Origin of the sequence: Vitreimonas flagellata (assembly GCF_004634425.1) — a bacterium.
GTDB classification, from domain to species: domain Bacteria; phylum Pseudomonadota; class Alphaproteobacteria; order Caulobacterales; family Aquidulcibacteraceae; genus Vitreimonas; species Vitreimonas flagellata.
This window is the reverse complement of record NZ_SBJL01000002.1, coordinates 375,542-389,117: the sequence shown is the minus strand read 5'-3', so window position 1 is coordinate 389,117 and position 13,576 is coordinate 375,542. Positions and strand designations below refer to the sequence as shown.

General features: G+C 63.8%; 12 protein-coding genes. 4 read left to right on the top strand and 8 right to left on the bottom strand.

All coding sequences use genetic code 11. The features are described 5' to 3' along the window. Window positions 1-3: 3 nt before the first annotated feature. Window positions 4-927: a Gfo/Idh/MocA family protein gene (locus tag EPJ54_RS09945; RefSeq protein ID WP_135211566.1), complete on the bottom strand. Its 924-nt coding sequence runs from the start codon at window positions 925-927 to the stop codon at window positions 4-6. An 8-nt stretch (window positions 928-935) separates the two neighbouring features. After that, entirely contained in the window at window positions 936-2,759 is a 1,824-nt protein-coding gene (glmS, locus tag EPJ54_RS09940; RefSeq protein ID WP_135211565.1) for a glutamine--fructose-6-phosphate transaminase (isomerizing), read from the bottom strand. A gap of 201 nt (window positions 2,760-2,960) precedes the next feature. On the opposite strand from glmS, the gene glmM reads away from it, so the two are divergent. Next, window positions 2,961-4,322, top strand: a complete 1,362-nt coding sequence (gene glmM, locus EPJ54_RS09935) for a phosphoglucosamine mutase (RefSeq protein ID WP_135211564.1) — start codon at window positions 2,961-2,963, stop codon at window positions 4,320-4,322. On the opposite strand, the gene EPJ54_RS09930 is transcribed toward glmM, so the two are convergent. Then, a complete protein-coding gene (locus EPJ54_RS09930; protein ID WP_167755671.1) occupies window positions 4,319-5,629 on the bottom strand; it encodes a L,D-transpeptidase family protein in 1,311 nt (436 codons plus the stop codon). The genes glmM and EPJ54_RS09930 overlap by 4 nt on opposite strands. A gap of 94 nt (window positions 5,630-5,723) precedes the next feature. On the opposite strand from EPJ54_RS09930, the gene mepK reads away from it, so the two are divergent. Beyond that, on the top strand, window positions 5,724-6,251 hold the full coding sequence (mepK, locus tag EPJ54_RS09925) for a peptidoglycan L,D-endopeptidase MepK (RefSeq protein WP_135211562.1): 528 nt from the start codon (window positions 5,724-5,726) through the stop codon (window positions 6,249-6,251). Window position 6,252: 1 nt separating this feature from the next. Here the strand turns inward: mepK and pgi are convergent, their stop codons facing one another. The 4 genes from pgi to EPJ54_RS09905 all read right to left on the bottom strand — a co-directional run bounded on the left by pgi (window position 6,253) and on the right by EPJ54_RS09905 (window position 11,291). After that, entirely contained in the window at window positions 6,253-7,782 is a 1,530-nt protein-coding gene (gene pgi, locus EPJ54_RS09920) for a glucose-6-phosphate isomerase (protein ID WP_135211561.1), read from the bottom strand. Between the two features lie 12 nt (window positions 7,783-7,794). Next, a complete protein-coding gene (locus tag EPJ54_RS09915) occupies window positions 7,795-9,099 on the bottom strand; it encodes a UDP-glucose dehydrogenase family protein (RefSeq protein WP_135211560.1) in 1,305 nt (434 codons plus the stop codon). 3 nt (window positions 9,100-9,102) lie between these two features. Further along, window positions 9,103-10,626: a phosphomannomutase/phosphoglucomutase gene (locus tag EPJ54_RS09910; protein WP_135211559.1), complete on the bottom strand. Its 1,524-nt coding sequence runs from the start codon at window positions 10,624-10,626 to the stop codon at window positions 9,103-9,105. Between the two features lie 77 nt (window positions 10,627-10,703). Next, the gene (locus EPJ54_RS09905) at window positions 10,704-11,291 is read right to left on the bottom strand and encodes a hypothetical protein (protein ID WP_135211558.1); all 588 of its coding nucleotides are present in this window, start codon (window positions 11,289-11,291) and stop codon (window positions 10,704-10,706) included. An 86-nt stretch (window positions 11,292-11,377) separates the two neighbouring features. On the opposite strand from EPJ54_RS09905, the gene gpmA reads away from it, so the two are divergent. Together gpmA and EPJ54_RS09895 are read left to right on the top strand one after the other, a co-directional pair. Next, window positions 11,378-12,097 (top strand): 2,3-diphosphoglycerate-dependent phosphoglycerate mutase, encoded by a 720-nt coding sequence (gene gpmA / locus EPJ54_RS09900; protein WP_135211557.1) that lies wholly within the window; start codon window positions 11,378-11,380, stop codon window positions 12,095-12,097. A gap of 14 nt (window positions 12,098-12,111) precedes the next feature. Next, a complete protein-coding gene (locus EPJ54_RS09895; protein ID WP_135211556.1) occupies window positions 12,112-12,528 on the top strand; it encodes a bifunctional diaminohydroxyphosphoribosylaminopyrimidine deaminase/5-amino-6-(5-phosphoribosylamino)uracil reductase RibD in 417 nt (138 codons plus the stop codon). Here EPJ54_RS09895 and EPJ54_RS09890 read toward each other — a convergent pair. Continuing rightward, complete coding sequence (locus tag EPJ54_RS09890) at window positions 12,525-13,559, bottom strand: glutathione S-transferase family protein (protein WP_135211555.1); 1,035 nt, start codon at window positions 13,557-13,559, stop codon at window positions 12,525-12,527. The genes EPJ54_RS09895 and EPJ54_RS09890 overlap by 4 nt on opposite strands. Window positions 13,560-13,576 lie beyond the last annotated feature (17 nt).

Here is a 13,576-nt window from a genome sequence, read left to right as displayed (position 1 = left end):
GAATTACGAATGGGACGGCAGACCGGACGCGCGATCGACGTCCAGCGCCAATTTCAAGACCGCGAGTGCTTCCTCGCCGTTGACGACGGGGCGCGGCGCGACGCCCAGCACGGCGTCAATAAAAATTGAGACGTTCGCGCCGAGCGGATCAGCGCCGATGCGCGTTTCGGCGAAGGCGGCATTAAGGGGGAAGCTTGTCGTGTTCTCAAACGAGCGCGCCAGGAAATCGATGCGGATTTCGCCGGAAGGGTAAACCGCGCGCATGGTGCGCTTGCGATCTGCGGCGATGCGGCTCGAGGTGAACACGGCTTCGGCGTCGCCGAAGCCAAGCGTGGCGACGATCTGATCCGCGGCTTTGCCGTGTTCGGCGTGCGCCGTGGCGCTCACGCGATCGGCGCTGCGGCCCATCAGTTTCAGCGCAAGATCGAGATCGTGGACCATGAGGTCGAGCGTGACGGAGACATCGGCGCTGCGGCCCGTCCACGGGCCCTCGCGCACGCTTTCGATGCGCGTCGGGCGCTCGGGCGCGCTGAAGAGCCCCATCGCGTCGAACACCAAGCGTTCTTGGTGACCGCAGGCGAGCACGCACTTGTTGGCGGCCGCGATGGCGACAAGCTCGGCGCCAAGTGCGGCGTCCGTCGCCAACGGCTTTTCCACCAACACATGCTTGCCCGCGAGCAGGGCTGCGCGGGCGTTTGCGGCGTGGAACGAGGGCGGAGAGGCGATGGTCAGGACATCGATCTCTTTCAGCAATGCATCGAGCGCCCCGAATGATTCCGCGCCATGCGTATCGGCGAGCTGATCGGCGCGCTCATCATCAGGATCGTACACGCCGACGAAATGCACGCGGGTATCTTCGGCGTACTTGCGCGCGTGGATGCGCCCGAAGGCGCCGGCGCCCAGAACGCCTGCCCTAAGACGAGTCATGGGCTTGCTCATTCCACCGTCACCGATTTCGCGAGGTTGCGCGGCTGATCGACGTCGGTGCCTTTGTGCACGGCCGTGAAATAAGCCAGCAGCTGGATCGGCACGGAGTAAACAAGCGGCGCAACGAAGCTATCGCAAGCCGGCGCCAGGATGATGTGCTTGGCGATGCCGCCGGAGGTTGCCGCACCCGCCTCATCCGTGATTAGCACGATCTTGCCGCCGCGCGCGGCGACTTCCTGCATGTTTGAAAGCGTCTTCTCAAACAACGCATCGTGCGGCGCTACGACTACGACAGGTGTTTCTTCATCGATGAGCGCGATCGGCCCATGCTTCAGCTCGCCCGCGGCATAGCCTTCGGCGTGGATGTAGGAGATTTCCTTCAGCTTCAGCGCGCCTTCGAGAGCCACCGGATAGTGCACGCCGCGGCCAAGATAGAGCACGTCACGCGCGTGGCTGAGCTCGAGTGCGATCTTTTCGATCTCAGGCTCCGCAGCAAGCGCATCGGCGATCAAGCGCGGCGTCTCCATCAAAGCGCGGACGAGTTGGCCTTCTTCTTGACTTGAGAGCGTGCCCTTGGCGCGGCCGACGGCGATGGTGAGCGCGGCCAACGCCGAAAGCTGCGCTGTGAAGGCTTTCGTGGAGGCCACGCCAATTTCTGGCCCCGCAAGCGTCGGCAAGCGCGCATCGGATTCACGCCAGATCGTGCTCTCCGGCACGTTGACGACAGCAAGCGTCTTCAAGCCTTGTTCTTTGCAATAGCGCAGTGCCGCCAACGTGTCGGCGGTTTCGCCCGATTGCGACACGAACACCGAAAACGCCTTTTTGCCGAAGGCCGGCTTGCGGTAGCGGAATTCCGAGGCGATGTCGGTTTCGACGGTGATGCCCGCGATCTGCTCCAGCCAATATTCGGCGACGCGGCCGGCATAGTGCGCGGTGCCGCAACCAATGAGGATGGCGCTGTCGGCGGCGAGATCGACGCCGTCGAGATCAGGCATTTCCACCTTCTCATCGAAGGCGTTCACGTAGCGCGCGATGGTGCGGCCGGTGGTTTCCGGCTGCTCGTAGATTTCCTTCTGCATGAAGTGGCGGTGATTGCCTTTTTCCACCGCCGCCGCGCCGCCGGAGAACACCGTCACCGGGCGCTCGACGACTTGATCCTTCGCATCGATGATCTTGGTCTTGGTGCGCGAGAGAATGGCTGTGTCGCCTTCTTCCAAATAGATCACGCGGGTCGTGAAGGGGGAGACGGCGATCGCGTCCGAGCCCAGGAAGGTCTCATTGTCACCGAGGCCGACGACCAACGGGCTGCCTTTGCGGGCGCCGATCAGCGTGTCTTCGTGGCCGGCGAACAAACAGGCGATCGCGAACGCGCCTTCGAGACGACGCACCGCGGTGATCGTCGCTTGCTCAGGGTTGAGGCCCGCGTCGAGGCCAGCGCTGATGAGATGGGCAATGACTTCGGAATCCGTTTCGGACTCGAACTTGCGGCCAGCCTTCATCAGCTCGTCGCGCAATGCGCGGAAGTTTTCGATGATGCCGTTGTGGACAATGGCGACCTTGTCGGTCGCGTGCGGGTGGGCGTTGTTTTCCGTCGGCGCGCCGTGCGTGGCCCAACGCGTGTGGCCGATGCCGGAGACGCCCGCCAGCGGATTGCCGTTCAGCTCGGCTTCCAGATTGCGGATCTTGCCCGCGGCGCGGCGACGCGCCATGCCGCCGGCCTCCAAAGTGGCGATTCCGGCTGAATCATAGCCCCGGTATTCGAGGCGCTTCAGCGCGTCGACCAAGCGGGGCGCGGCTGCTTCGCCGCCAAGAATGCCGATAATGCCGCACATGCTTAATTCTCACCGCCTGGGATACGGCCGCGTCATGCAGGATGCGAGCCGTTTTAGCCCCGGCCGAAGGCCAGGGCGACGCCGCTTATGCTTTACGCCGCTTAGAGGATTTGTCCCGGGCTCCTCATGCACTGGCGGCCATTGATTTGCATCTCAATTAGTCTTTCAACATGCGACGAAACATGGACGGAGTTCCAAAGCATGAGCAGGGCCTATTTCGGGACAGACGGCATCCGCGGCACTGCGAACACTTATCCCATGACGCCCGAAGTGGCCATGCGGGTGGGCCTCGCCGCCGGCAAGCGTTTCCGCTCGGCAGACGACCGCCGCCACCTCGTTGTGATTGGTAAAGACACGCGCCTGTCCGGCTACATGCTGGAGCCGGCGCTGACGGCAGGCTTCACCGCCGCCGGCATGGATGTGGTGCTGTTTGGCCCGCTGCCGACGCCGGCCGTGGCCATGCTGACGCGCTCGCTGCGCGCGGACCTCGGCGTCATGCTCTCGGCCTCGCACAACAAGTTCGCCGACAACGGGATTAAGCTGTTCGGCCCCGACGGCTACAAGCTCTCCGACGACGCCGAGATCGAGATCGAGCAATTGATGGATTCAAAGCTCGATGAACACTTGGCCGCGCCTGACAAGCTCGGCCGCGCCAAGCGAATCGATGACGCCCAAGCGCGCTACGTCGAAATCGTCAAAGCGACCTTCCCGAAGGGGCTGTCGCTCAAAGGTCTCCGCATCGTCATCGATGCCGCCAATGGCGCTGGCTACAAAGTGGCGCCGGTGGCGCTCTACGAATTGGGCGCGGAAGTCATCAAGATCGGCGTCGATCCCAATGGCTTCAACATCAATGAAGAAGTCGGCTCCACCGATACACGCGCGCTGAAAGAGGCCGTGCTGCAATATCGCGCCGATATCGGCATCGCGCTTGATGGCGACGCCGACCGCGTGGCCATCGTGGACGAGAAGGGCCATTCGATCGACGGCGATCAGCTCATGGCCTTGATCGCGAAGAGCTGGAAAGCCGCTGGCACGCTCTCGAAGGCCGGCATCGTCGCGACCGTGATGAGCAATCTGGGGCTTGAGCGCTTCCTTGACGGCATGAAGCTGAAACTCGAGCGCACCAAGGTCGGCGACCGCTATGTGGTCGAGGCCATGCGCGCCAAAGGCTACAATGTCGGCGGCGAGCAGAGCGGCCACATCGTCATGAGCGATTTCTCGACCACGGGCGACGGCCTGCTCGCGGCGTTGCAAGTGCTCGCCGTGATCGTGCAAAGCGGCAAGCCGGCGAGCGAAGTCTGCAAGCTCTTCGAACCCGCGCCGCAAGTGCTGGAAAATGTGCGCTACGAGAAGGGCGCGACCGATCCGATGGAAGCCGCCAGCGTGAAGGAAGCGATCAAGGCCGCCGAAGCGCAGCTCATCGGCAAAGGCCGCTTGCTGGTGCGCAAATCCGGCACCGAACCACTCGTGCGCATCATGGCCGAGGGCGATGATGAAGCGCTCGTACGCGCCGCCGTGGCCGAAGTGAAGAGCGCCGTGGTTGCGGCGGCGCGGGCGGCTTAACGCGCCAACGAGGCGCATTCCGTCTCCGCGCGATCCAGTGTCGCGACCTGATCTCTCGCGCCATCCAATGCGCGCACCAATGGCGCGTCGCGTCGGTAAATGTCATCTGCATATGCGATAGCGCCGGAAGCGTCAGGCGATGCTGTCAGATAGAGGATGTAGATCTGCAGCGGCGTCGCGACTTGAATCGCTTGGGTCTCTTGCGTGTCGATCGCCGCCTGCAATGTCGCAGCCGTCCAAGTGGGGTCGGCCAACACCGCCGCCGCGAGCGCCTCTGGCTGCGCCACGCGAATGCAGCCGTGGCTCAAGGCGCGATCGGTGCGCGCGAACAGGCCGCGGCTCGGCGTGTCGTGCAGGTAGATTGCGTACGGGTTCGGCAAGTTGAAACGCAGACGGCCAAGCGCGTTGCCAGCGCCGGCGCGTTGGCGCAGCGTGTAGGGAAACGGTCGAATCTGCCAATCCACCAGCGCGGGATCGATGATCTCGCCGGCGCTGTCGAGCACGTCAAAATCATCGGCCGCGGCCGCGCCTGGATCGCGCCGGAAGCGTGGAAGCAATTCGTTGTTCACAATGCTCGATGGCGGTGTCCACGTGGGATTGAGCGTGATGCTGTTGATCGCCGCGCCAAAGCTGGGTGATGGCGTTCGACGTGCGCCGACGATCACGGGATGCGTAACCACGGGCGCCCCGCCATCGCGTAAGCGCAGTTCGAAAAACGGTACGAGCACGTCAATACGTCGCGCCGGCAGCGTGCGCGGAAGCCAGCGCCAGCGCTCCAGATTGGCGCGCACCGCGTCGATGCGGGCCTCCCGCGAGCCGGCATTGATCGTCGCATGGGGCGCCGTCTTCAACTGAGCCAACTCATCTACAAGCGCCGAATATTCCGGAGCCGACGGCAACAATGCCTCGAGCAATGTCGCGGGGCTTGCACCTCTCGCCACGGACGCACGGAGCGCGGCCACGTCCGGCGGCGCGGGGCGCGCAAAGCGCCATTCTGGATCGACGCGCGTTGGATCGACTGCGCCCATGGCGAACTGCATCGCCAATCGGGTGAACGTTTCGTCGGCCAAGCCGTCCAACGCTGAGGCGGCTTCGGCAACGTGTGCGGATTCTTGGTCGAGCCTGTCCAGTGCGTCGATCGTTCGTGTTTCCGCTGCGAAGCCCTGCGCCGGCGCTGTCTCTAGCGTCGTGCGCAGATCGGCCAGGGCCGCGGCGCTCCACGCGCGCGCGGGGCGCTCAGCTGGTGCAGGTGGTGTAATCTCGCCGCTTGGTCCGGCGCACGCAGAAAGTCCGAACGCGAACGCCAAGACAAATCCACGCCCTAGCCCGAAGGACCTAACCCGACCCATCTTCAGCAGTCTGCCGATTGGCGACGCGGCTTTGGCGTCCTAGTTTCAAGCCATGCTGACACGTCGAACAGCGCTCCTTGGCTTTGGTGCGACTGCCTTTGCGGCTTCGCCCGGGATTGCTTTTGCCTCTGCATTAGAGCCCCGCGCATTGCGTTTCCGCAATCTGCATACGGCCGAAACCTTGAATGCGGAATATTGGCAGAATGGCGTTTATGCGCCAGACGCGCTGGCGGCGATCAATCATGTGCTGCGTGATCATCGTACAAATGAGACCCACGCGATCGATGTGCGCTTGCTTGACTTGCTGCATGACCTCGCGGGCCAGCTTGAAACGCGTGAACCGTTTCAGGTCATTTCTGGTTACCGTTCGCCGCGCACCAATGCTGCTTTGGCCGATGCGAGTAGCGGGGTTGCCCGTCGTAGCTTGCATATGGACGGCATGGCCATCGACATTGCGCTTGAGGGTGCGTCCACCGAATTGATCCGGGATGCTGCGCTCGCGCTCGGCCGAGGCGGCGTGGGGCATTATCCCAACCCCGGCTTCGTCCATGTAGACGTGGGTCGTGTGCGACGCTGGTGATTTAACCCAACCGCTTCACCCAGGCCGCGGTGCTGGCGTCCAAATCGCTGCTCGCGGCGCCACCTTCGAGCGACGGCAACAGCGCGTTGGCCATTTCCTTGCCGAGTTCGACGCCCCATTGGTCGAACGGGTTGATGCCGGCGAGCACGGCTTGGCTGAAGGTGCGGTGTTCGTAGAAGGCGAGCAGCGCGCCTATAGCTTCGGGTGAAAGTGCGTCGATCGCCATCAACGTGGACGCGCGATTGCCGGGGAAGGCGCGGTGCGGCGCGAGGCGGTTCGCTTCCGCTTCGCTCATGCCTTTGGCGACCATTTCGGCGCGCGCTTGTGCGGCGCTCTTGCCCACCATCAGCGCGCGCGTTTGCGCGAGCGCGTTGGCGAACACTTTGGCGCGGTGCGAAACCGGGCCTTCGTGGCGGCCTGCATTGACGATGAACTCGGCCGGAATTTCGCCGACGCCTTGGTGCAGCAATTGGAAGAACGAATGCTGCGCATTGGTGCCCGCCGCGCCCCAAGTGACGCCGCAGGCGCTGCGCTCCAATATTGCGCCATCGCGCGAGACACGCTTGCCGTTCGATTCCATTTCGAGCTGCTGCATGTAGGCAGGCATCAGCCGTAGCCGTTCGGAATAGGGCAGCAGCGCGTAGGAGCCGTGCCCGAGCGCCTCGCGATTCCACATCTGCAGCGCCGCAGACAGCGCCGGCAGGTTCTGTGCGAACGGCGCCTCGCGGAAGTGCGCGTCCATCGCGGCGGCGCCGCTCAGCAGATTCTCGAACGCGCCGTCTTGCAGCGCGATCGCGCACGCAAGGCTCACGCTCGACCACAGCGAATAGCGCCCGCCGACCCAATCCCAGAACGCGAACACGTTCTCTGGCGGCACGCCCCAAGCAACAGCTTTATCCGGCGCGGCGGTCGCAGCGGCGAGATGGGCTGGCCCCCAGGCGCGCACGAACTCGGCGTTAGCGAGCGTTTCCTGCGTCGTGAATGTCTTCGAGACGACGATCAGCAGCGTGCGTTTGGGATCGAGGCCATCGATCGCGTCAGCCACGTCCGCGCCGTCCACGTTCGCGGCGAAACGGACGTCGATGCCGCTGACACGCAACGGCTTCAGCGCATCGAGCACAAGGCGCGGCCCAAGGTCCGAGCCGCCAATGCCCAAATGCACGATGGCGTTGATCTGTGGGCGGATGTGTTCGGCGAACGCAGCCATGCGCGCGCGTACTTCCATCACCGCCGCCGGCGAGTCTGCCCCGCGCAACGCCCAATGCTTGGCCGCGCGGCCTTCGGTGTTGTTGACCGCTTCGCCCGCGAAGAGTTTCGCCCGCCAGCCGTCAAAGTCCGCCGCCTGCACCAGCGCGCCGAGCGCGTTCAACGCAGCGCCATCGATGCGTTGCTTGGAAAAGTCCGCGATCAGGTGCGGCGCTTGGAACGTCAACTCTTCGACGCGACGCGGATTGGCCGCGAAGAGATCGAGCAGAGGGGTGGAGGCGAGCCGCTTGGCTTCAGCTTCCACCTTCAACCAAGCGTCACCCATTGCGATCCCCGCTTAGACCCGGCCCACGCTCACATAATGGAAGCCTTTGGCTTTCATTTCGGCCGGGCTGTAGATGTTGCGCAGATCGATCAAGGTCGGCGCCTTCAGTGCGTCCTTGATGCGATCGAGATCGAGCGCGCGGAATTGATCCCATTCGGTGATGATCACGACGGCGTCAGCGTTCTGCACGCAATCATACGGACCGCTGGCGAATTGGACGTCCTTCAGCATGTGCTTGGCTTCGTTCATGCCTTCAGGGTCGAACGCGCGCACCTTGGCGCCTTCGGCTTGCAGTGTCGGCACGATGTCGAGCGCTGGCGCGTCGCGCATGTCGTCGGTGTTCGGTTTGAAGGTGAGGCCCAGCACGGCGATCGTCTTGCCTGCGACGCTGCCGCCAACGGCTTCGATGATCTTCTGCGCCATTTTTTGTTTGCGTGCGGAATTCACGCGCACGGTCGCTTCGATCAATTCGATCGGCGCGTTGTTGTCGCGCGCGGTCTTCATCAGCGCCAGCGTGTCCTTCGGGAAGCACGAGCCGCCATAGCCGGGACCAGCGTTCAAGAATTTGCGGCCGATGCGGTTGTCGAGGCCAATGCCCTTTGCGACTTCCTGCACGTTGGCGCCCACGGCTTCGCAGAGATCGGCGATCTCGTTGATGAAGGTGATCTTCATCGCCAGGAAGCCGTTGCCTGCATATTTGATCAATTCCGAGGTGCGGCGCTCGGTGAAGACGATCGGCGTTTCGTTCAAGAAGAGCGGGCGGTAGAGCTGGCGCATCACTTCGCGCGCACGCTCATCGTCGGTGCCGACAACGACACGGTCAGGGCGCTTGAAATCGCCGATGGCAGCGCCTTCGCGCAGGAATTCGGGGTTCGAGACGACGGCGAAATCCGCGCTCGGATTGGTCTTCTTGATGATGGCTTCGACTTCGTCGCCCGTGCCGACCGGCACCGTCGATTTGGTGACGACGACCGTGTAGCCCTTCATCAGGCCGGCGATCTCTTCGGCGGCGGCATAGACGTAGGAGAGGTCGGCGTGGCCGTCGCCGCGGCGCGACGGCGTGCCTACGGCGATGAACACGGCGTCCGCGTCGCGGATGGCGGCGGTCGGGTCGGTGGTGAAGAACAGGCGGCCCTGTTCGACGTTGTCTTTCACGAGCTCATCGAGGCCCGGTTCGAAGATCGGGATTTCGCCCTTCTGCAGGCGCTCGATCTTGCTCGCGTCCTTGTCGACGCAGGTGACCGTATGGCCGAAATCCGCGAAGCATGCGCCGGACACGAGGCCCACATAGCCGGTGCCGATCATCGTAACGCGCATGGATCAAATCTCCTGATTGTAAGCGCCGACTTCAGCGAAGCGGGCGAGGCGCGGCTTCACTTCATCGCGGAAGAGCGCCTTCATGTCGTCGTCGCTGGTCATGCTTTCAACCACGACGACCAGTTCGGGTTTGTTGGAGGAGGCGCGCACCAGCACCCAGGCGCCGTCTTCCAACGTGACGCGCGCGCCGTTGACTGTGTTCACGTCGCGGATGGCGCGGCCGAGAATCTTGCCGCCATCCTTCGCGAGCTGTTGGTATTGCGCGATGACCTGATCGACGATGCCGTACTTGGTCTCGTCGTCGCAATGGGGGCTCATCGTCAGCGACGTGTAGCTCTTCGGCAGCGCCTTGCGCAGATCGGAGAGCTTCTTGCCCGGATTACGGTCCAGCATCGACAGCACGGCGGCGGCGGCGACGATGCCGTCGTCATAGCCATGGCCGTACGGTGGACGGAAGAAGAAGTGGCCGCTCTTCTCGAAGCCGGCGAGCGCGCCGAGTTCGGTGGTGCGGCGCTTAATGTAGGAATGGCCGGTTTTCCAATAATCGACCGTGACGCCATTGGCTTGCAGCACCGGGTCGATCGCGTAGAGGCCGGTGGATTTCACGTCGACCACGAAGGTCGAATTCTTGTGTTGTGCAGAAAGATCGCGCGCCAGCATAAGCCCGATCTTGTCGGCGAAGATTTCCTCGCCCTCGTCATCGACGACCCCGCAGCGATCGCCGTCGCCGTCAAAGCCCAGCGCGACGTCGGCGCCGTGCTTCTTCACCGCATGCGCCATGTCGTGCAGCATTTCGGCGTCTTCGGGATTGGCGTTGTAGTTCGGGAAGGTCCAATCGAGTGCGGTGTGCAGGTCGATCACGTCCGCGCCCATGCGGCGCAGCGCGTCCGGTGCGAACGCGCCTGCGGTGCCGTTGCCGCACGCTGCGATCACTTTAATTGGGCGCGAGAGTTTCACGCGGGATGCGACATCGGCAATGTAGCGCTCGCGCATGTCTTCGACGCGCTTGTAAGCGCCGCCGGCGCGTGGCTTGAATTTGCCGCCGAGCACGATCTCGCGCAGCGCGCCCATTTCTTCAGGGCCGAAGGTGAGCGGCTTGTTCGCGCCCATCTTCACGCCGGTCCAGCCGTTTTCGTTGTGGCTGGCCGTCACCATCGCGACGCACGGAATGTCGAGCGCGAATTGCGCGTAATAGGCGGTCGGCGAGAGCGCCAAGCCAATATCATTGACCTCCATGCCCGCCTGCATAAGGCCCAGGGTCAGCGCTTGCTTGATCGAGGTCGAGTAGAAGCGGAAATCGTGGCCGACGACGATGCGCGGCGCCACACCCATCTCATGCACCAGCGTGCCGAGGCCCAAACCCAAAGCCTGCACGCCGAGTAGATTGAGTTCCGGCGGCTTTTCCGCGCCCGGAATGCCGAACCACCAGCGCGCGTCGTATTCGCGGAAGCCCGTGGGCTTCACCAGCGGCAGGTTCTCGAACTCAGCAGAATTGGCGGCAAGGCTTGCGCGCGGCGCAGGCAGCATGGGGATTGTCCGTCAAAGACCCGGGGAAGCCGGGGGTTTGGGGGAAATGGCCGCAAAGTGCAATTGCACGCTGCCGCTCAGGAGCTATGCGGCGTCACTCTAACGCGGGTGATTTCCACCCCATAGGCCTGATCCTCGCTGCCGCTGAGCGCCCGCAGGCCGATCCCGTTCACCGCGAATTGTGCTGGCGCTTCAAAGGTTAAGCGGCCGGGTTCCGGCGGCATGGCAAGGCTCACCCAATCGGCCGGGCCAATGCCTTGGACGCTGACGGCCAGATTGGAGGCCATGTTGATCGGCAGCGGATTGTAAGTGACCTCGATCGTGACTGGCTTGTCTTCCAGCAGGGCGGCCTGCTCGGGCGTCAGCAGCAGGCGCACGCCTTGCTCGGCCGGCGTTGGCGGCGGTTGGCCGGGGAGCTGGGCGATGCGCAGCGCCTGTGGATTGCCCCAGAAATCGCGGACGACCGTCATGCGCTGTTCAGGGCCGACGGCGGGCGAATTGAACGCCGCGCCCTCAAACACAAGCGCGCCATCCACGATCTGCGCCGCCACAGGCGCGGGCTCACGGGGCCAAGCCTGCGGCCTTAGGCTCACAACGACAATCAGCGCCGCGATGATGATCGCCAACGGGTAGAAAACCAGCGGATGAAAAAGCCAGGAACGCATGGTCGGAGGGTTTAGCCTTTGGGCCGCAGGGCTCCAAGCGGCTTCGGCTCTTGACGGGGCCGGGCCGGGCTGAAACCAAGCCGCCCATGACCTATCTCGCGCTGCTCCGTCACGGCCAAAGCCAGTGGAACCTCGAAAACCGCTTCACCGGCTGGGTCGATGTGAATTTGACCGCCGAGGGCGAGGCGCAGGCCCGCCGCTCCGGCGCGTTGCTCAAGGCGAGCGGCGTGCCGTTCGATAAGCTGTTCACATCGGTGCAAACCCGCGCCATCCGCACCGGCAATCTGGCCGCCGAAGAAGCTGGCCTCGCCTGGCTGCCGGTGGAGCGCAATTGGCGGCTGAACGAGCGCCATTACGGCGCGCTGACCGGCCTCGATAAGGCCGAGACCGCGGCTAAGCACGGCGAAGAGCAAGTGAAGGTATGGCGCCGCTCGTACGACACGCCGCCGCCGCCGCTCGCGCCGGGCGGTGAGTTCGATTTCACCAAGGATCGCCGTTACGCGGGCGTCGTCGATCTGCCGACCACGGAATCGTTGAAGACGACGCTCGATCGCGTGCTGCCCTATTGGAATGAGGCGGTGGCGCCCGATCTCAAGGCCGGCAAGAACCTCATCATCGCCGCGCACGGCAATTCGCTGCGCGCGATCGTGAAGCATTTGTTCGGCGTGCCGGATGATCAGATCGTCGGCGTGGAAATACCGACCGGCAATCCGCTGCTGATCGAGCTCGATGCAAACCTGAAGCCGATCGCGGCGCGCTATCTCGATGAAGCGCGCGCCGAAAAGCTGCCGCCGTTTCCGGGATGAGCGATCGCGCGCACATGCAGCGCGCGCTTGATGTCGCCGCGCCGGGCGTCGGCCGGACTGGCGAAAACCCCTCTGTTGGCTGCGTGCTCGTGCGCGACGGCGTTGTGCTGGGCGAAGCGCGTACCGCCGATAGCGGCCGGCCACACGCTGAAGAACAGGCGATTGCACAAGCGGGCGATGCGCGTGGGGCGACCGCCTACGTCACGCTCGAACCATGCGCCAAACGCAGCAACGGCTCGGCCTCCTGTACGGATCGGCTGATCGCAGCGGGCGTGGCGCGCGTGGTGATCGCGGCGCGTGATCCACATCCGTTTGCGGCAGGCGTGGGCGTTGAACGGCTGCAAGCCGCGGGCGTGCGCGTTGAGTTTGTGCTCGAAGAAGAAGCCCGCGCGCAGAACGCGGATTTCTTTGCGCGCTGGGAGCCGCGCTAGGCGCCCAATGCGTCCGCGAGATTGGCGTTCTGCAAGTGCGGCTTGAGCCATGCGCGATCCGCGGGCGTCAGCGCTTCAAGCGTATCTCTCAGCCAATGCAAGCATTTGGCTTGGTACGGGAAGGTGGGCTGCGACCAGGCGGCGCCATCGATGGCGGTCTCGAAATTCGCTTCGCCAGCCTGAATTGCGGCGGCGTTGGCAATCAGGAAAGGCGCATAGACGCGCCCGATTTCCGCAAGCAAAGGCGCGCACGCCTGCAGCGCCTGCTCGCGCGACATCCAATCTGCTGCGCTGGGCTCAAGCCCTGAGAGGTCTTCCATGCGATCGATCCAGGCGCGGACGCGTGGATAGCGTGCGGTGACGGCGGCGGCTGTGGGCTCAACGATGCCGAGCTGGGTGAGCTGGCCATAGATGGCAAAATCGGCGGCGGCTGGGCGCGCGCCAAGGGTGAAACCCTTGTGCTGCAGCAACGCATCGAACACCGCGAGAAAGCGCTCATAAGAACGCTCGATCGTTTGCGCGGTCACATCGTTCGAGCCGACGACGTAAAGCCGATCGAATTGGCGCTTCGTAATCATTGCGGACCAGTTCGTTGCTTCCGCCGCTGGCAACATCGGCAGCGACCAAAAGATCAGAAGCGGACCCGCGTTGTCGCGATCGGGCTTGTGCGCCCAGCGATAATGAAACATCGCCTTGGTAAGCCACTCGTCCGCGTAATCCTCCATCAGATCGTTGAGAAACGAGACGATCGGATCCTCTGGTATTGCAGAACGATCGCGGTGTTCGCGTTCGAGGCGGCGAATGATCGGTGTGGAATCCACCACGGCCTCCACGTCGCCGTCAGCGGTGGGGAAATAGAAGGTGGGGAGCAATTTGACTTTCGGCGCCGGCAAACCCGGCGGCGGCGATTGGTGTCCGCCCCAAATGATCGCGTGCGGGATGCGCCGATAGCGCAGCAGCGCCAGCATTTTGCGCGTGTACGGCGAGCCTGGCGCGCCCAGCAAGCGGAGCGGTTGATCCTGTGCGCTCATGGCGGCGCTCTCCCTGG